The sequence below is a fragment of the Plantactinospora sonchi genome (genome assembly GCF_036422035.1).
Classification (GTDB): domain Bacteria; phylum Actinomycetota; class Actinomycetes; order Mycobacteriales; family Micromonosporaceae; genus Plantactinospora; species Plantactinospora sonchi.
The window spans coordinates 1-18019 of the sequence record NZ_JAZGQK010000036.1 but is presented as its reverse complement, the minus strand read 5'-3'; the positions used below and the strand labels follow the sequence as shown (position 1 = coordinate 18019).

Genomic DNA, 18019 nt, shown 5'->3' with positions numbered 1-18019 from the left:
CGTCGGGAGTGGACGGCGCCGGAAGCCCCCGGGCCGAGACACGGTCATCCGTCAGCAGCGCCCCCCGCGGCCGCGGGTGCCGGCCCGACGGGGCGGGTCCAGAACTGGCGCGGGGCGTAGCCGTCGCGGCGCAGCCAGTGTTCGGTGTAGACGATCCGCTCGGCGTCCACCACGACCAGCGGCCCGGTCGGCGGTTCGGCCAGGTCGCGGGAGCGCTCGACGTGGTCCGACTGCCAGCGGTACGCCGGCCAGTGCTGCCCGAACTCCGGGTCGTCGGCGGTCAGCACCCGGGCCCGGCCGAAGAGCTGGGCGCCCCGGCTGCTCGCCTGGCCGACCAGCGGCGCGAAGACGCCCAACGACACCCGTGGGTCGGCGGCGATGTTGCGCATCTTCGGTGACGACGTCTCGGCGGTGAACAGCAGCGCGAAGTCGAGGTGGAAGTAGCGGACCGGGGTGGCCAGCGGGCCGTCCGGGCCGGCGGTCGCCAGTACGCACATGTTCTGCGACGACAGCAGGTTGAGGATCCGCTCCTCAAGGCGCCCGCGGGGCAGCCGCCGCTTCGGCGCCGGGCCGGCCAGCCAGGGGTTCGTGACGGGCATGATCGACCCTAACAGCCCAGGCCAGCACCGCTGACAACGGACGATCAGGGCAGCGGCGGCGCGGTGGTACCGGTCAGCCAGGCGTCGAAGAGGTCGTCCAACTGCCGGCCGGAGACCTGCTCGGCGTACGCGACGAACTCGGCGGTGTCCGCGTTGGCGTCCCGCTTGCGCTCCGTCCAGCCCCGCAGGATCCGGAAGAACGTCTCGTCGCCGACGGTACGCCGCAGCGCGTGCACGGTCAGCGCCCCACGTTTGTAGACCGCCCGGCCGAACAGCGCCTCCCGTCCCGGGTCCAGCGTCGGCTGGGACCAGTCGGTGGCGGCGTACTCCCGCGCGAAGGCGGACCGCGTCGACTCGCCGCCGTCGTGCTCGGTCCAGAGCCACTCGGCGTAGCTGGCGAAGCCCTCGTTCAGCCAGAGGTCGGCCCAGCCGCGGACCGAGACGCTGTCCCCGAACCACTGGTGGGCGATCTCGTGCGCCACCACCGTCGGATTCGGCCCGGTGGTGAAGAACGCCGGGCCGTAGACCGGTCGGGACTGGGTCTCCAGGGCGTACCCGATCCGGCTGTCGTCGACCGCGATCCCGCCGTACGCCTCGAACGGGTACGGCCCGAACAGACCGGCGAGGAAGTCGGCGATCTCACCGGTCCGGGCCAGCGAGCGTTCCGCCGGACCGCCGCTCGGCAGGCTCTCCGGGACCGCGGTGACCAGTGGCCGCCCGGCGTGGCTGCCGATGCTGACCCGGTACCGCCCGATCACCAGTGTGGTCAGGTAGCTCGCCATCGGCGACCGCTCGGCCCAGCGCCAGGTCGTCCAGCCGTCGGCCCCCGACCGGTCGCCCGGCACCCCGTTGCTCAGTGCGGCCAGGCCGTCCGGCACGGTGATCTCGATCTGGTACGTCGCCTTGTCCAGCGGGTGGTCGTTGACCGGGAACCAGGTGCTCGCCGCCTCGGGCTGGCCGAGCGCGATCGCCCCGTCCCGGGTGTGCAGCAGGCCGCCGGTACCCAGGTCGGAGCTGTCGATCAGGGCGGGTTTACCGGCGTAGTCGACCCGGACGGTGAACCGCCGGCCGTCCGGCAGCCCGGCCGGCGGGGTGACCACCAGTTCGGCGCCGTCCCGGGTGTGGGCGGCCTCGACGTCGTCGACCCGTACCGACGCCACGGTCAGCCCGGCCAGGTCCAGGTTGAACCGGGACAGGTTCTGACCGGCGGTCGCCACGATGGTGGCCTCGCCGTCGAGCCGGTCGGTCGCCGGCTCGTACCGGAGCTTCAGGTGGTAGCTGGCCACGTCGTAGCCACCGTTGCCGGCCGTCGGCAGGTACGGGTCACCGAGGCCGGCCGTCCCGGGACGGAACGCGTCGGGATTGTCCGGGCCGGTCCGGCGGCTGCCGGTGCAGCCGCCGGTCGACACCGCCAGCAGCGCCGCGACCAGCGCGCCGGCCAACGTACGTCGGGTCTTCATCACCGGTTCAACGACCAGGGGTCACCGGTCGAGGACCAGACCGACCTTCTGGAACTCCTTCAGGTCCCGGTAGCCGCACTTGGCCATCGCCCGGCGCAGCCCGCCGAAGAGGTTGAGCTGCCCTTCCGGGTCGTCGGCCGGGCCGAAGAGCAACTGCTCCATCGGGCCGAGCGGCTCACCGGCCACCCCGTACGCGCCACGCGGCAGCTTCGGGTGGCTGGCCGCCGGGTGCCACCAGGCGCCACCGGCCGGTGCCTCGTCGCAGAGCGAGAGCGGCTCGCCGAGCATCACCGCGTCGGCACCGCAGCCGAGCGCCTTGGCGACGTCGCCGGAGGTCTGCAGGTCACCGTCGGCGATCAGGTGCACGTACCGGCCGCCGGTCTCGTCGAGGTAGTCGCGGCGGGCGGCCGCCGCGTCGGCGATCGCGGTCGCCATCGGCACCCGGATGCCGAGCACCGACTCGGTGGTGGAGAAGTCGTCGCCGCCGAGGCCGACGATGACCCCGGCCGCGCCGGTCCGCATCAGGTGCAGCGCGGTCTTGTAGTCGGTGCAGCCGCCGACGACGACCGGCAGGTCGAGGTCGGCGATGAACTCCTTGAGGTTCAGCGGCTCGTCGGTGGTCGAGACGTGCTCGGCGGAGACGATCGTGCCCTGGATGACCAGGATGTCGACGCCGGCGTCGAGGATGACCGGGGCGAGGGCGAGGGTGTGCTGCGGGGAGACCCGGACCGCGACGGTGACTCCGCCCTCCCGGATCTGCCGGACCCGCTCGGCGATCAGCTCCGGACGGATCGGTTCGGCGTACACCTCCTGGAGTCGGCGGGTGGCGGCCCGGCCCTCCTCCAGACTCGCCAGCTCCTCAAGGATCTTGGTCGGGTCCTCGTAGCGGGTCCAGAGTCCCTCGACGTTCAACACCCCGAGCCCGCCGAGCCGGCCGAGGGCGATCGCCGAGGAGGGGCTCATGGTCGCGTCCGACGGGTGTCCCACGCAGGGGATCCCGAACGGGTACGCGTCGAGCTGCCAGGCGGTGGAGACGTCGTCGACATCCCGGGTACGGCGGCTCGGCACGATCGCGATGTCGTCCAGGTGGTAGCCGCGCTGTGCGGTCTTGCCCAGCCCGATCTCGACCACGTCACGCATGGGTCACTCCAGGGTTGAAGGGGGTGTAGGCGGTGCGGGGGCGCCGGGGAGGGTCAGCGGGTGTGGTAGTTCGGTGCCTCGACCGTCATCTGGATGTCGTGCGGGTGGCTCTCCTTGAGACCGGCGGCCGTGATCCGGATGAGCTGGCCACGACGGTGCAGCTCGGGCACGGTCTCCGCGCCGACGTACCCCATCGCCAGCCGCAGCCCGCCGATGAGCTGGTGGGCGACCCGGGCGAGCGGCCCCCGGTACGGCACCTGACCCTCGACGCCCTCCGGCACCAGCTTCTCCTCGCTGGTCACGTCGTCCTGGAAGTAGCGGTCCTTGGAGTAGGAGCGGGCCTGCCCGCGCGACTGCATCGCGCCCAGCGAGCCCATCCCCCGGTACGCCTTGTACTGCTTGCCGTTGATGAACATCAGCTCGCCGGGGCTCTCCTCGGAGCCGGCGAGCAGGCTGCCCAGCATCACCGTGTCGGCGCCGGCGACCAGGGCCTTGGCGATGTCGCCCGAGTACTGGATGCCGCCGTCGCCGATCACCGGCACGCCGGCCGGGCGGGCGGCCCGGGCCGCCTCCATGATCGCGGTGATCTGCGGTACGCCGACCCCGGCGACGATCCGGGTGGTACAGATGGCGCCCGGCCCGACCCCGACCTTGACCGCGTCGGCACCCGCCTCGACCAGTGCCTTCGCCCCGGCGTACGTCGCCACGTTGCCGCCGATCACGTCGACGGTGGTGTCCTTCTTCAGCCGGCCGACCATGTCCAGCACGGCCCGCTGGTGTCCGTGCGCGGTGTCGACGATCAGCACGTCCACGCCGGCCTCGACCAGGGCCCGGGCCCGCTTGTAGGCGTCCTCGCCGACCCCGACCGCGGCGGCGACCCGCAGCCGACCGGCGTCGTCCTTGGTGGCCAGCGGGTACTGCTCGCTCTTGGCGAAGTCCTTGACGGTGATCAGGCCGCGCAGCCGGTTGTCGGCGTCGACGATCGGCAGCTTCTCCACCTTGTGCCGGCGCAGCAGGTCCAGCGCCTCGTCCTTGGTCACGCCGACCCGGGCGGTGATCAACGGCATCCGGGTCATGATCTCGCGGACCGGGGTGTTGACGTCGGTGACGAACCGCATGTCCCGGTTGGTCACGATGCCGACCAGGGTCCCCTCGGCGTCGGTCACCGGCACACCCGAGATCCGGTAGCGGCCGCAGAGCGCGTCGACGTCCCGGAGGGTGTCGTCCGGTCCGCAGGTGACCGGGTTGGTGACCATGCCGGCCTCGGAGCGCTTGACCAGGTCGACCTGGAGCGCCTGGTCCTCGATCGACAGGTTGCGGTGCAGCACGCCGATGCCGCCCTGCCGGGCCATCGCGATGGCCATCCGGGCCTCGGTCACGGTGTCCATCGGGCTGGAGACCAGCGGGATGGCGATGCTGACGTTGCGGCTGAGCCGGGTGATGGTGTTCACCCGGCTCGGAATGATCTCGGACTCGCCGGGCTGCAGCAGCACGTCGTCGAAGGTCAACCCGAGCGGCACCACCCGGGCGGAGCCGGCGGGCAGTTCAGGCATGTGCCCGGCGATCTGCTCGACGTCGGCACCCAGCGGAAGGTCGTTGGCGGGTCGATTCTCCACGATGTGTCCCCTGCTGCTGTCGGTGTGGGCGGTCTGCTGTCGGTCTGGGCGATCCGCACCGACGGTCCGGCGACGTCGAACCGGTCGGTTGTGTCGTCGGACGGGCCAGGTCGGCACCGTGGGCACGTCAACGCCCTCGCCCAGGCTGGCGGCGCGATGGTTCATCGTACCCACTGGCCGGCCCGACGGGCGTGGGCGCGGGCGGGGCGGCGGCACAGGCCACAACGGGTGACCACGCCGACGGGTGTTGGGACTACGGTGGAGGGGTGCACGAGGAGCCGATCGACCCGTTCAACGGTGACCCCGCCGATCCCTCCGCCGGCCTGAGCGACCCGGCCGAGGAGGCCGAGCTCGACCCGCTCAGCGAGGTCGAGCGTCAGGACGTCCTCGAAGACCTCGCCGACCTGGAAATTTACCAGGCGCTGCTGGGTCCGGTCGGGGTACGCGGCCTCGTGATCGAGTGTGAGGACTGCCGTGAGCCCCACTACTTCGACTGGGATCTGCTCCGGGGCAACCTGCGTCACCTGTTGAACTCGGGCCGGCCCCGGGTGCACGAGCCGGCGTACGACCCCGACCCCGACCACTACGTCACCTGGGAGTACGCCCGGGGTTACGCCGACGGGGTGCACGACACCCTCACCGAGACCGCCGACGACAGCGACGCCGAGAGCGACGCCGAGCAGTGAACCGGCCCGCCGCCGGACGTCGGGGCTGACCCGACGCGTCCGTCCCGACCGACCCGCCGGTCGGCCGGCGCTCAGGCGACCAGTCCGGCCCGGAAGCCGGCCGCCACGGCGTGTGCCCGGTCCCGGGCGCCCAGCTTGCGGAACAGCCGACGGGCGTGGGTCTTGACGGTGTCCTCGGAGACGAACAACTCCCGTCCGATCTCCGCGTTGCTCTTGCCGTCGGCCATGCCGACCAGTACCTGCATCTCCCGTTCGGTGAGCAGCGGGCGTCGGGGCGGACCGGCCCGTTCCGGCTCGGGCCGCCCGGGGTCGCCCGCGCGGGACTCGGCGCGCGGTTCCGGACCGCCGCGTCCCCGGGGATCCGGAGCCGCCCGCCCGGGCGGGTCGGACGCCGTCGGAGCACCACCGGTCGAGCCGGCCGCCCCGCCGGGGACCGTCGACCCCGGCTCGGCGGAGCTGTCCGGATCGTCGCCACGCTGTGCCGGCACCATCGCCGGCCCGGTCGGTTCACCCGGCGTACCGCCGGGGCCGCCGCGTGGTCCCGGGTCGTCGGTGCCGGGCCGGTCGGCGGTCGTGCCGTCCGGCGTCGGGACGGGCGGGTCCGCGCCGGGTCCGCCCGGGGCCCGCAGCACGCTGCCGAGCCGGTGACCGCTGGCGGCGGCGCCGCCCTGGCCGGGTTCGCCGGGGCGCGCCGGTCCGGCGGCACCGGGCACGCCGGCGTTGCCCGCCGGCAGGGCCCCACCGGCCGAGACGGCACCGCCGGCCACGCCCGCGCCGGCGGCCGGTGGTCCACCGGACCGTCCGGCCCGGCCCGTGGTGCCGAGCAGCAGGATGGCCTTGGCCACCACACTCACCAGGTCGTTGTCGCCGCCCTGGATCAGTCCCCGGGCCCCGGCGGCGATCGCCGCCGCGGCCGCCGCCGGCTCCTCCGCGCCGAGCAGCAGGATCGCGGCTCCGGGTGAGCGGGCGAGGACCCGCCGGGTGAACCCGACGCTGTCCGGGCGGGTGAGGGCGGTGTCGGCGAGCACCACGTCCACCGGACGTTCGGCGAGCCGGAGCATCGCCTCGGGATCGGACACCGCGGTACGGACCGCCGAGGCGACCCCGAGCCGGGCTGCCGCGGCCGCGACGTTCTGCGCGGCGAGCGGGGTCCGGACGCAGACAAGCACGGTACGCACGCTGCTTCCCTCCTCTCCGCAACGAGGAGACCACGGCGGCGAATGATCATGATGAGTTTCAGCGGATGAACCACAAACTTTTTGGACGATTCACCCCAGTGAACGCCTCCGGCGGAAGAACTTCGCGATCAAGTACGTGTGAGCCGTCGACGGGTGGGGTACCGGGAGGCCCTAGGTCGGATCGGTGCGCCTGCGCGGCCCGCCGCCCGGACTCCGACCCGGCCGTGTAGTCGCGGTGCCGCGCGGAGGGAGGGTGCTGATGTCGAACGTACGCAGGCTGCCTGGACCGATCGTCGACCTCTGGGACTGGCAGCGCCTCGGCGCCTGCCGGGGACGTGACACCGCCCAGTTCTTCCACCCGGACGGTGAACGGGGATCGTCGCGCAACCGCCGGGAGGCCGGCGCCAAAGCGGTCTGCGGGACCTGCCCGGTCCGCGCCGAGTGTGCCGCCCACGCCCTGACCGTCCGGGAGCCGTACGGCGTCTGGGGCGGGTTCAGCGAGTCCGAGCGGCTCCGGCTGCTCGCCGTCGGCTGGGAGGACCTGGCCGACCGCCGGCGCAGCCGGGTGGACGTCGGCCGGTTGGAGGCCCGGCTGGGCCGCCCGTTCCGGTCCGCCATGCCGGAGCAGCGCTCGGCCTGACCGGTCGCCGGCATCTCACCGCGTCCTCGTGGCCCCGTCAACCGGCGGGGCCACGGGCGTTCGGTTATCTTCCGCACCTTTCGTCGTAACGTCCTGGTGATCAACCGGCCATAAGATCAACTTGTCCGACCCGGTGCGCAAGCCGGGTCATGGCCAGGAGGAACACCCTTGACGACACGACAACGCGTCCTGGCGGCGACCGGTGCGCTGACCCTCGTACCGGGTCTCGCCCTGATCGCCGTACCGACGTCGGCCGGTGCGGCGCCCACCCCGGCGGCGACCGTCCGGCCGGCCTCCCCCGGCGAACCGAGGATGGGGCTGACCAGCGACAAGTTCACCTTCAACGGTGAGGCGCTCGACCAACTGGCGGCCCCACAGCGCGCCGCCCGCCGGGCCGGCGCCGCCGTCGAGACCCCGCCGGTCGGCACGGTCCGCTCGTGGCCGGCCCGGGACGACACCGACGGCTCGCTGTACCTGAAGAACTACACGCTCCGGGCGATCGGTCAGAAGATCGAGGTCTGGGTGGCGGACGACCTGGCGTTCCCCGAGGGCGACTGCCGCAACGCCGTCCCGGGCACCACCGACGTCACCGACGCCCAGGTGCGGTCTCTGGTCACCGAGTTCGACACGAACATGTACCCCAAGGAGACCGCCGCCTTCAGCACCCCACCCGACCGGGACGGCACCAACGCCCAGATCGCGGGTGACTTCACCGGGTACGGCGACCGGACGGTGACCCTCGTCGACAACGTGCGGGACGACAACTTCTACAACTTCCCCGCCGCCAGCTCGTACATCGCCGGCTTCTTCTCCAGCCAGCTGAACGAGTACTTCGACCGCAACATCATGACCATCGACGCCTTCGACTGGGCACACCGCACCGGCGCCGCACCGGCCGACGAGCCGACCAGCGACCCGTGCACCAGCCGCCCCGCGCGGCCGCACAGCTACGAGGGCACCTTCGCCCACGAGTGGCAGCACCTGCTGCAGTACTACACCGACCCGGCCGAGACCGCCTGGATCAACGAGGGCCTCTCCGACTACGCCCAGACGCTGGTCGGCTACGTCGACGGCACCAAGACGGTCGAGGAGTACGGCTACGACGGCCACCTCGCCTGCTTCCAGGGCTTCGGCACGGTGCAGACGCCGTACAACCCGAACCCGCGGGACTGTGGCGGCCCGGAGAACTCGCTCAGCCTGTGGGGCGAGTCGCCGAACCCGACCGCCGTACTGGCCGACTACGGCAACGCGTACGAGTTCATGCTCTACCTGAAGGACCGCTTCGGCGCCGGCTTCCTGACCCAACTGCACCGCGACGGCGAGCGGCAGGGCCTGGCCAGTCTGGCCGCGCTGCTCAAGACCAAGGGTGAGCCGGACGTCCACGAGTTCCTGCACGACTACCAGACGATGGTGCTGACCGACCGGATCGTCGGGAACAGCCGGCTCGGCATCTCGCTGGGCATCGACCGGAAGAAGGCCACCTCGGCCAGCCTGAACTCGACGGTCAACCTGGCCAACCCGGCCGCGTACGCCACCCCCGGGGCGGCACCGAACGGCGCCGACTACGTGGCGCTGACCGGCGCCAAGGGGCGGGTACTCAAGGGCACGGAGCTGCGCTCGCTGCAGTTCACCGGCGACAGGACGCTGCCGGCCGTACCGCTGGCCTGGACCGTCGCCACCGACGACCCGGACCGGCCCGGCAACCCGGTGCTCTTCTCCGGCAACGAGAACAACACCGACGCCAGCGCGGTCGTCCCGGTGACCGTGCCGGCCGCCGACCCGACCCTGACCTTCCAGGCCAAGTACGGCGCCGAGGAGGGCTACGACTACGGCTACGTGATCGTCTCCACCGACGGCGGCGCCAGCTACACGGCGATCCCCGGGGACCGGACGGTCGACGGGCCGCGTGGTCCCGCGGTCAACGGTGCCACCGACGGGTTCGAGGCGCACCGCTACGACCTCTCCGCGTACGCCGGCAAGGCGATCCTGCTCGGCTTCCAGTACGTCAGCGACGGCGGGGTCAACGAGGGCGGCTGGAAGATCGACGACATCACGGTCGGCGGCACGACGGTCAGCGACGGCTCCGACCTCGCCCCGTTCGACTCGATCACCGAGGTCAAGCCGGTCTCGGTGGCGGGTTGGAACCTGCGGCTGGTCGGCCTCGACGCCAAGCACTCGATCGTGCTGCAGCGGGACTTCGGCTCCCGGAGCACGGTGAAGCTGGGCCTGCTCGAACTGGCGCCGCTGATGCTGTTCCCCGAGGTCGTCGCGATCGTCACGTACGACGAGCCGACCGAGCAGGTCGGCCAGTACGCGGCGTACAACCTGACGGTGAACGGGGTCACCCAGCCGGGCGGCCACTGACACCCCTGCAAGGAAGGGCCCCTTCTTATCGCTTTCGGTTGTGGAAGGGGCCCTTCCTAACAGCTCAGCAGGGCGGCGGCCCGGCGCGCGCTCAGCGCACCGACACCTCGACGGTGTGCCAGCCGGTGGCGCCGTCGGGATCGACCGGACGCCGCTGCGCGGTCTGCACCGCGCCGGTGGCGTCGGTGGCCCGTACCTGGAGGGTGTGCGTACCCGGGGTCGCGGTCCAGCGCCACGACCACTGCACCCAGGTGTCGGTGGAGACCGTCGCGGCCAGCGTCGCCGGCTGCCAGTCCCCGTCGTCGACCCGTACCTCCACCCGCTGGATGCCGGTGTGCTGGGCCCAGGCCACCCCGGCGACGGTGACCGTTCCGGCGGTCAGCGGCCGGCCGTCGCGCGGGGTGTCGATCCGGGACTGGGTCTTGACCGGTCCCCGCGCCGACCAGCCCCGGGGCACCCAGTACGCGTCGAAGTCGGCGAAGCTGGTCAGCTCCAGTTCCACCACCCACTTGCAGGCGGAGACGTAGCCGTACAGTCCGGGCACCACGACCCGGACCGGGAAACCGTGCACGATGGGCAGCGGCTCGCCGTTCATCCCGACCGCCAGCAGCGCGTCCCGACCGTCGGTGAGCACCGAGGTCGGACTGCCGCAGGTCCAGCCGTCGACGGAACGCGCCACCACCTGGTCCGCGCCGTCCAGCGGCCCCGCCTCGGCGAGCAGCGGACCGAGCGGTACGCCGAGCCAGCGGGCGTTGCCGATCAGGTCGCCGCCGACCTCGTTCGAGACGCAGGCCAGCGTGATGTGCCGTTCGACCATCGGCCGGGCGAGCAGGTCGGCGTAGCTCAAGGTGATCGGGTTGCGGACCCGGCCGTGGATCCGCAGCCGCCACCCGTCCGGATCCACCCGGGGTACGACCAGCGCGGTGTCGATCCGGTAGAAGTCCCGGTTCGGCGTGACGTACGGCGCCAACTGCGGGACGCCGAGTTCGGCGCCGGCCGGCACGGGTGCGGCCGGGCTGGCCGGGGCGGGCAGCCGTATTGCCGCGCGGGCCTCGGTGACGCCGCGCCGGGTGGCCGCCCAACGCCCGCCGAAGCCGGCCACCGCCGCCGCGCCGAGGGCGAAGCCGACGCCGGTCAGGAACCGACGCCGCCCCTCCCGGTCCACCCCCGCCGGCGGGGAGTCGACGGCGGGAGCCTCTAACGGCGGGGTACCGGCGGCCGGCGCCCGTACCAGCGGGCTGCCGAGCGGGCCGGTGAGCAGCAGTCGGAGCAGACCGGCCGCCAGGGCGGCGCCGATCAGCGTGGGCAGCGCGGCGGCCGGGCCGGCACCGGGCCGGGTCAGCGCCGCCGCCACGCCGAGTACGGCGAAGGCACCGATGCCGGCGTACCCGAGTCGCGGGGACCGGATCGCGACCAGCCCGATCAGCGCGGCGAACCCGCCGAGCAGCACGGCGGTACCGATCAGCAGGGCGATCTTGTCGTAGACGTAGAAGACGTCCGTGGCGAACTGCTTGAGCGGGGCGGGGGCGAGGTCGACCACCGCGCCGCCGACCGCGACCAGCGGTGCGGAACGCGGCCCGGTCAGTACGGCCACCGCCTCGGCGGTGCCGACCGCCACGGCGGCGCTGGTCACCCCGGCCAGGGCGGCGAACCACCCGGAACCGGACGGTCGTGCCCCGGACGACCCTGTCCCGGCCAGCCCTGTCCCGGAATCGTCGTCCGGGTCCCGCCTCGACGTCGCGTTCACCGCACCAGTGTTGCCGGCCGGATGCCCCGACCGGTAGCCGGCGTCAGCGGCGGCGGGTCTTGGGATCAGGGCGCGCGGACCAGGCGTCGGCGTACGGGTGTCCGGTTCGTGGCGCCACCCGGGCGGACGACGTACCCCTGTACCCAGGACGGCTCCGGGGCACCACCCGTCGGGTGGCGCCCCGGAGCCGTACCGCTGGGCACGTGGATCTCGGAACTGTGCGCTCGGAGCGCCCGCGGCGACGCCGACCCTCGACGGATCGCCGGGCCGCGGGGACGCCGACCGTCAGAAGCCGGGGCCGTGCTGGTGGCCGTGGCCGTGACCGTGGCCGTGGCCGTTGCCGGCGGCCGGCTCGGCCTTCTCCGGCTTCTCCACCACCAGGCTCTCGGTGGTGAGCAGCAGACCGGCGATCGACGCCGCGTTGGTGACCGCGTTGCGGGTCACCTTCACCGGGTCGATGATGCCGGACTTGACCAGGTCGACGTACTCGCCGACGGCGGCGTCGAGGCCGGTGCCCCAGTCGCTCTCGGCGACCTTCTGCACGACCACGTAGCCGTCGTGTCCGGCGTTCTGCGCGATCCACCGCAGCGGCTCGACGAGCGCCTTGCGGACGATCGACACCCCGACCTTCTCGTCGCCGGTCAGGCCCAGGTCACCGTCGAGCACCGAGGTGATCTGCGCCAGCGCGGCGCCGCCGCCCGGCACGGTGCCCTCCTCGACCGCGGCCTTGGTGGCGGCGATCGCGTCCTCGATGCGGTGCTTGCGCTCCTTCATCTCGACCTCGGTCGCCCCGCCGGCCTTGATGACGGCGATGCCGCCGGAGAGCTTCGCCAGCCGCTCGGCCAGCTTCTCCCGGTCCCACTCGGAGTCCGACGCCTCGATCTCCTTGCGGATCTGGGTGACCCGGTCGGTGACCTCGTTGGCCCGGCCGCCGCCGTCGACGACGGTGGTGTTGTCCTTGTCGACCACGACCCGCCGGGCGCTGCCCAGCACCTCGACGCCGACCGACTCCAGTTTGTAGCCGAGCTCGGGCGCGACAACCTCGCCACCGGTGAGGATCGCCATGTCCTGCAGCATCGCCTTGCGACGGTCACCGAAGCCGGGGGCCTTCACCGCGCAGACCCGCAGGGTCTTGCGGATCGAGTTGACCACCAGGGTGGAGAGGGCCTGGCCCTCGACGTCCTCGGCGATGATCAGCAGCGGCTTGCCGGCCTGGACGACCTTCTCCAGCAGCGGCAGCATCTCCTCGATCGAGGAGATCTTCTGGGTGGTGATCAGGATGTACGGGTCCTCGAGCACCGCCTCCTGCGCCTCGGTGTCCGTGACGAAGTTCGGCGAGATGAAGCCCTTGTCGAACTGCAGGCCCTCGGTGACCTCCAGCTCGGTGGCGAGGGTGGAACCCTCCTCCACGGTGATCACACCGTCCCGGCCGACCTTCTCCATCGCCTCGGCGATCAGGTTGCCGATGGTGGCGTCCTGGGCGGAGATGGTGGCGACGTTCGCGACCGACTCCCGGCCGCCGACCTCGACCGCCTTCTCCAGCAGCGCCGCGGACACCTTCTCGGCGGCCGCGTCGATGCCCCGCTTCAGCGAGGCGGGGCCGGCACCGGCCGCCACGTTGCGCAGACCTTCCCGGACCATCGCCTGGGCGAGCACGGTCGCGGTGGTGGTCCCGTCGCCGGCGACGTCGTTGGTCTTCGTCGCCACCTCCTTGACCAGCTGCGCGCCGAGGTTCTCGTACGGGTTGGTGAGCTCGATCTCCTTGGCGATGGTCACGCCGTCGTTGGTGATCGTCGGAGCACCGAACTTCTTGTCCAGGACGACGTTGCGCCCGCGCGGGCCGAGAGTGACCTTGACCGTGTCCGCGAGCGTGTTGACACCGTGCTCAAGCAGGTGCCGGGCGTCATCCGAGAAGCTCAGAATCTTCGCCATCTGTTAACAGGGTCCCTTCACGCAGCGCTGCCCCGGCCCGGCGGGGCCGGTCCGGGGCAGCGTCACTGGATCGGTCAGATCACTTCTCGATGACGGCGAGGACGTCGCGGGCGGAGAGCACCAGGTACTCCTCGCCGGCGTACTTGACCTCGGTGCCGCCGTACTTCGAGTAGATGACCGTGTCGCCGACCTTGACGTCAACCGGGATCCGGTTGCCCTTGTCGTCGACGCGGCCCGGGCCGACAGCGAGGACGGTGCCCTCCTGCGGCTTCTCCTTGGCGGTGTCGGGAATCACGATGCCCGACGCCGTGGTCGTCTCAGCCTCGTTCGCCTGGACCAGGATCCGGTCCTCGAGCGGCTTGATCGCAACCTTGGTCGCGGTAGTCACGGGCATACCCTCCTGGGGTACTTGGTTTCTGTGCCGGTCGGCACGCCGACCGGCGTTGATCTGCCACATGCCACCGGGCGGGTCCGTCGTCGCGGGTGCCGGTCCGCCTGGCGTTCAGCTTCCGGACCAGGGCCCGGAAACTGGCACCCTCGGCTTGAGAGTGCTAACCGGAGGTTATGCCGGCAACTAGCACTCCGTCAAGGAGAGTGCCAACCCGACACACTCCGGGGGCACGCCGGCCAGGGCCGGACCGCCACAATGATCCGGTGGATCTCGACCAGCTCGCCGCGCTGCGTACCCCGGAGGGAGAAGCCGCGCTGGTCGCGGCGGCGGAACTGACCGACGGTGATCCGCTGGTCGCGGCGGCCACGCTGCGGGCCGCCGGGATCCCCGCCGGGCTGGCCGCCGCCGCGTTGACCCAGGCCGAGCTGCGGCGCCGCGCGATCGGCAAGTTCGGACCGGACGCCGCCGGCATGTACTTCACCCGGGCCGGCCTGGAGCAGGCCACCCGGGGCCGCGTCGCGCGGCGCCGGGCGGCCCGGTTGCGCGACGCCGGGGTGCACACCATGGTTGATCTTGGTTGCGGTCTCGGCGCGGACGCCATCGCCGCCGCCCGGTCCGGCATCCGGGTGTACGGCGTGGAAGCCGACCCGGTCACCGCCGCGATGGCCGCCGCGAACGCCCGGGCGACCGGGGTGGCCGACCGGTTCACCGTCATCCCGGGCGACGCCACCCGGTTCGACGTCACCCAGGTCGACGGGCACCCGGTCGACGCGGTCTTCTGCGACCCGGCCCGGCGCCGGGCCGGCACCGGTCGCCGGATCTTCGACCCGGCCGCCTACTCCCCGCCCTGGGACTTCCTGCTCGGCCTCGCCGAACGGGTCCCCCGGACGGTCTTCAAGGTCGCTCCGGGAATCGACCACGCGGTGCTGCCGGCCGACGCGGAGGCGGAATGGGTCAGCGTCGGCGGCGACCTCGTCGAGGCGACCGTCTGGTGCGGCCCGCTCGCCGCCGTACCGCGCCGGGCCACCCTGCTCGGCGGTCCGGTCGCACACCAGCTCACCGGAACCGGCGTCGGCCGGCCGCCGGTCGGCCCGGTCCGGCGCTACCTGTACGACCCGGACGGCGCGGTGGTCCGGGCCCACCTGGTCGCCGAGTTCGCCGCCACGGTCGACGGCAGCCTCGCCGACCAGGAGATCGCGTACGTCTACGCCGACACCCCGACGCCGACCCCGTACGCCCGCTGCCTGGAGGTGGTCGAGGTCCTGCCGTTCTCGCTCAAGCGGCTCCGCGCCCTGCTCCGGGACCGGGGCGTCGGCCGGCTGGAGATCCTGAAACGCGGCTCCGCGCTGGAACCCGAGCGGCTCCGCCGCGATCTGCGGCTGAGCGGTCCGGAGTCGGCCAGTCTGGTGCTCACCCGGGTCGCCGACGCCCCCACCGCCCTGCTCTGCCGCCCGGTCCGGTAGCCGGTCCCCCGATCGGGCCGGCCCGGTTAGCCGGTCCCCCGATCGGGGCGCTCTCCGGAGGTTTGACCCGGGCGGATGCCAGGGACTCCGTCCGGGGGCGACGGGACCGTCGGTCCCGCGATCGTGAGCAGCGGACGTCGCACGGCGTACGGACAGACGTCGCACGGCGTACGGACAGCGGAGGAGCTGCGGACCATGGACCTCAAAGTCGAGATCGTCGTGCTGCCGGTCACGGACGTCGACCGGGCCAAGGAGTTCTACACCCGGCTCGGCTTCCACGAGGACATCGACTACGTCGGCCCGGACGGCTTCCGGGTCGTGCAGTTCACCCCGCCCGGCTCGACCGCCTCGATCACCATCGGCAACGGGATCACCGACGCCGCGCCCGGCTCGTCCCAGGGCGTCCACCTAGTCGTCGACGACATCGTCGCGGCCCGGGCGGAACTCGTCGCCCGGGGGATCGAGGTGAGCGAGGTCTTCCACGACGCAGGTGGCGTGTTCCACCACGCCGGCACCCGCGACCGGGTCGCCGGCCCGCACCCGGACCGGCAGTCGTACGCCTCGTTCCTGTCGTTCGCGGACCCGGACGGCAACGGCTTCGTGCTGCAGGAGGTCACCTCCCGGTTGCCGGGACGGACCAGCCACGTCGTCTACGGCTCCCGGGAGGAGCTGACCCGGGCGCTGCGTGACGCGGCCGACGCGCACGGCCGGTACGAGGCGGAACTCGGTCACGAGGACGCCGACTGGCCGACCTGGTACGCCGACCACATGGCCCGGGCGGCCGGGCTCGGCGATTGAGCGACCGGCACCGGTCTGCGGCCGGCGGCCACGCGCCGACCACCCCACCGACCGGGACGACCTGTCGCCGCCAGCCCGTCGGCCGGGCGGCGGTAGGGTACGGCCGTGGCGGGCAAGGGGACTCCGGCGACCGCGCTGCTGACCCGGCAGCGGGTCCCGCACACGCTGCATCCGTACGACGTCGCACCGGACACCCCGAACTACGGTGCCGAGGTGGCCGCCGCGCTCGGCGTACCGCCGGAACGGGTTTTCAAGTCGCTGGTCGCCGAGGTCGACGGCGGGTTGACCGTGGCGGTCGTACCGGTGACCGGTGAACTGGACCTCAAGTCGTTGGCGTCGGCGGTGGGCGGCAAGCGGGCCGCGCTGGCCGACCGTACGCTCGCCGAGCGGACCACCGGGTACGTCCGGGGTGGAATCAGCCCGTTGGGCCAGCGGAAACGGCTGCCGACCGTGGTCGACGCCTCCGCCGAGCGGTTTGCCACGGTCTACGTCTCGGCCGGTCGTCGGGGTCTCCAGTTGGAGATCAGCCCGGCGGATCTGATCCGGCTCACCGCCGCCGTCACCGCACCGCTGGCCGCCGCCGACTGAACCGACGGCGACGGGCGACGGGACGCCCGGCGACCACACGTATCGATCTTCATCGTCAGACACCTCCCGGGCCGCCCTGACCGCCCGGGATGTCGGCCGCGTTGCCGAATTGTTATCGCCTACAACAAACTCACGGCCGTGGTTCTCTTGCCCCCGCCACCTCGGGCGCCATACGTTGCCGGACACAACAAAAGTGAGGCGGACCGACCGCCGCCACCCACCGGGGCGGCATCGGTCCGATCGGGGTACCACCGCACAGCCTGACCTGAGACACCACCCACCCCGAAAGGACCCGTGCAATGCGCAGAGGGATCCTCACCATCGCCACAGTCGGCCTGCTGACCACGGGTGGCCTCGCCGCCTGTAGCGACGACCCCGACACCGGCGGTGAGAATGCCAAGCCGAAGATCGGCGTCATCCTTCCGGACAGTGCCTCCTCCGACCGCTGGGAAACCGCGGACCGCAAGTACCTGAAGGAAGCCTTCGACGCTGCCGGCGTCGAGTCGATCATCCAGAACGCCCAGAACGACAAGACGCAGTTCCAGACGATCGCCGAGCAGATGATGACCGACGGCGTCAACGTGCTCATGATCGTCAACCTGGACTCCGGCACGGGCAAGGCGGTGCTGGACAAGGCCAAGAGCCAGGGCGTGCTGACCATCGACTACGACCGGCTGACCCTGGGCGGCTCGGCGGAGTACTACGTCAGCTTCGACAACGAGAAGGTCGGCCAGCTCCAGGGCGAGGGCCTGGTCAAGTGCCTCACCGAGAAGAACGTCCAGAACCCGGTGATCGCGACGCTGAACGGCGCCGAGACCGACAACAACGCCACCCTGTTCAAGAACGGCTACGAGGGTGTCCTCAAGGCCAAGTACGACGCCAAGGAATACGTCAAGGGCCCGGACCAGTGGGTGCCCGGCTGGGACGGTGCCCAGGCCAGCACCATCTTCGAGCAGATGCTGACCCAGCAGAACGGCAAGATCGACGGTGTGCTCGCCGCGAACGACACGCTGGGCAACTCGGCCATCTCGACCCTGAAGAAGAACAAGCTCAACGGCAAGGTCCCGGTGACCGGCCAGGACGCCAGCACGCAGGGCCTGCAGAACATCCTCGCCGGTGACCAGTGCATGACCGTCTACAAGGCCGTCAAGCAGGAGGCGGACGCCGCCGCCGAACTGGCGATCGCGCTGGCCAAGGGCGAGCGGAAGCAGACCAGCCAGACGGTCAAGGACCCGCAGGGCAACCGGGACGTACCGGCGGTGCTGCTCGAGCCGAAGGCGATCTACAAGGACAACGTCAAGGACGTCGTCGCGGACGGTTACGTCACCAAGGAAGAACTCTGCGCCGACAACTTCGCCACCCTCTGCGCCGAGGCCGGCATCAGCTGACCGACCCCCGTCGGCCCAGCCGGCCCGCT

The 18019-nt window shown here is 72.1% G+C and carries 15 protein-coding genes; 7 read left to right on the top strand and 8 right to left on the bottom strand.

Features of this window, described 5'->3' with window-relative positions; genetic code table 11:
- Nucleotides 1–44 precede the first annotated feature (44 nt).
- From V1633_RS32880 to guaB, 4 genes are read right to left on the bottom strand one after another with little or no spacing between them, the layout of a single operon-like run.
- Nucleotides 45–599 (bottom strand): pyridoxamine 5'-phosphate oxidase family protein, encoded by a 555-nt coding sequence (locus tag V1633_RS32880; RefSeq protein WP_331218222.1) that lies wholly within the window; start codon nt 597–599, stop codon nt 45–47.
- Between the two features lie 44 nt (nt 600–643).
- Entirely contained in the window at nt 644–2059 is a 1416-nt protein-coding gene (locus V1633_RS32875; protein ID WP_331218221.1) for a M1 family metallopeptidase, read from the bottom strand.
- 21 nt (nt 2060–2080) lie between these two features.
- Nucleotides 2081–3199 (bottom strand): GuaB3 family IMP dehydrogenase-related protein, encoded by a 1119-nt coding sequence (locus V1633_RS32870; protein ID WP_331218220.1) that lies wholly within the window; start codon nt 3197–3199, stop codon nt 2081–2083.
- Nucleotides 3200–3252: 53 nt separating this feature from the next.
- Nucleotides 3253–4815, bottom strand: coding sequence for an IMP dehydrogenase (gene guaB / locus V1633_RS32865; protein ID WP_407952147.1), 1563 nt, complete (start codon nt 4813–4815; stop codon nt 3253–3255).
- A gap of 266 nt (nt 4816–5081) precedes the next feature.
- Between guaB and V1633_RS32860 the strand changes: the two genes are divergently transcribed.
- Nucleotides 5082–5501 (top strand): DUF5319 domain-containing protein, encoded by a 420-nt coding sequence (locus V1633_RS32860; protein WP_331218219.1) that lies wholly within the window; start codon nt 5082–5084, stop codon nt 5499–5501.
- 71 nt (nt 5502–5572) lie between these two features.
- Here V1633_RS32860 and V1633_RS32855 read toward each other — a convergent pair whose 3' ends face one another.
- A complete protein-coding gene (locus V1633_RS32855) occupies nt 5573–6679 on the bottom strand; it encodes a response regulator transcription factor (RefSeq protein ID WP_331218218.1) in 1107 nt (368 codons plus the stop codon).
- A gap of 259 nt (nt 6680–6938) precedes the next feature.
- On the opposite strand from V1633_RS32855, the gene V1633_RS32850 reads away from it, so the two are divergent.
- Nucleotides 6939–7319 carry a WhiB family transcriptional regulator gene (locus tag V1633_RS32850; protein WP_331218217.1) on the top strand — a complete coding sequence of 127 codons (381 nt, stop codon included), beginning with the start codon at nt 6939–6941 and terminating at the stop codon, nt 7317–7319.
- Between the two features lie 168 nt (nt 7320–7487).
- Nucleotides 7488–9683, top strand: coding sequence for a peptidase M6 immune inhibitor A (locus V1633_RS32845; RefSeq protein ID WP_331218216.1), 2196 nt, complete (start codon nt 7488–7490; stop codon nt 9681–9683).
- A 91-nt stretch (nt 9684–9774) separates the two neighbouring features.
- On the opposite strand, the gene V1633_RS32840 is transcribed toward V1633_RS32845, so the two are convergent.
- The 3 genes from V1633_RS32840 to groES form a co-directional block, all read right to left on the bottom strand.
- On the bottom strand, nt 9775–11382 hold the full coding sequence (locus tag V1633_RS32840) for a molybdopterin-dependent oxidoreductase (RefSeq protein ID WP_407952153.1): 1608 nt from the start codon (nt 11380–11382) through the stop codon (nt 9775–9777).
- Between the two features lie 333 nt (nt 11383–11715).
- Nucleotides 11716–13362 carry a chaperonin GroEL gene (gene groL, locus V1633_RS32835; protein WP_331218215.1) on the bottom strand — a complete coding sequence of 549 codons (1647 nt, stop codon included), beginning with the start codon at nt 13360–13362 and terminating at the stop codon, nt 11716–11718.
- A 79-nt stretch (nt 13363–13441) separates the two neighbouring features.
- Nucleotides 13442–13756: a co-chaperone GroES gene (gene groES / locus V1633_RS32830; RefSeq protein ID WP_089012574.1), complete on the bottom strand. Its 315-nt coding sequence runs from the start codon at nt 13754–13756 to the stop codon at nt 13442–13444.
- Nucleotides 13757–14016: 260 nt separating this feature from the next.
- Here groES and V1633_RS32825 point away from each other — a divergent pair, with 260 nt between their 5' ends.
- From V1633_RS32825 to V1633_RS32810, 4 genes are all read left to right on the top strand, one after another.
- Nucleotides 14017–15216, top strand: a complete 1200-nt coding sequence (locus V1633_RS32825; RefSeq protein WP_331218214.1) for a class I SAM-dependent methyltransferase — start codon at nt 14017–14019, stop codon at nt 15214–15216.
- A gap of 195 nt (nt 15217–15411) precedes the next feature.
- Nucleotides 15412–16014 carry a VOC family protein gene (locus tag V1633_RS32820; RefSeq protein WP_331218213.1) on the top strand — a complete coding sequence of 201 codons (603 nt, stop codon included), beginning with the start codon at nt 15412–15414 and terminating at the stop codon, nt 16012–16014.
- Between the two features lie 105 nt (nt 16015–16119).
- On the top strand, nt 16120–16602 hold the full coding sequence (gene ybaK, locus V1633_RS32815) for a Cys-tRNA(Pro) deacylase (protein ID WP_331218212.1): 483 nt from the start codon (nt 16120–16122) through the stop codon (nt 16600–16602).
- A gap of 299 nt (nt 16603–16901) precedes the next feature.
- Nucleotides 16902–17990, top strand: a complete 1089-nt coding sequence (locus V1633_RS32810) for a sugar ABC transporter substrate-binding protein (RefSeq protein ID WP_331218211.1) — start codon at nt 16902–16904, stop codon at nt 17988–17990.
- Nucleotides 17991–18019 lie beyond the last annotated feature (29 nt).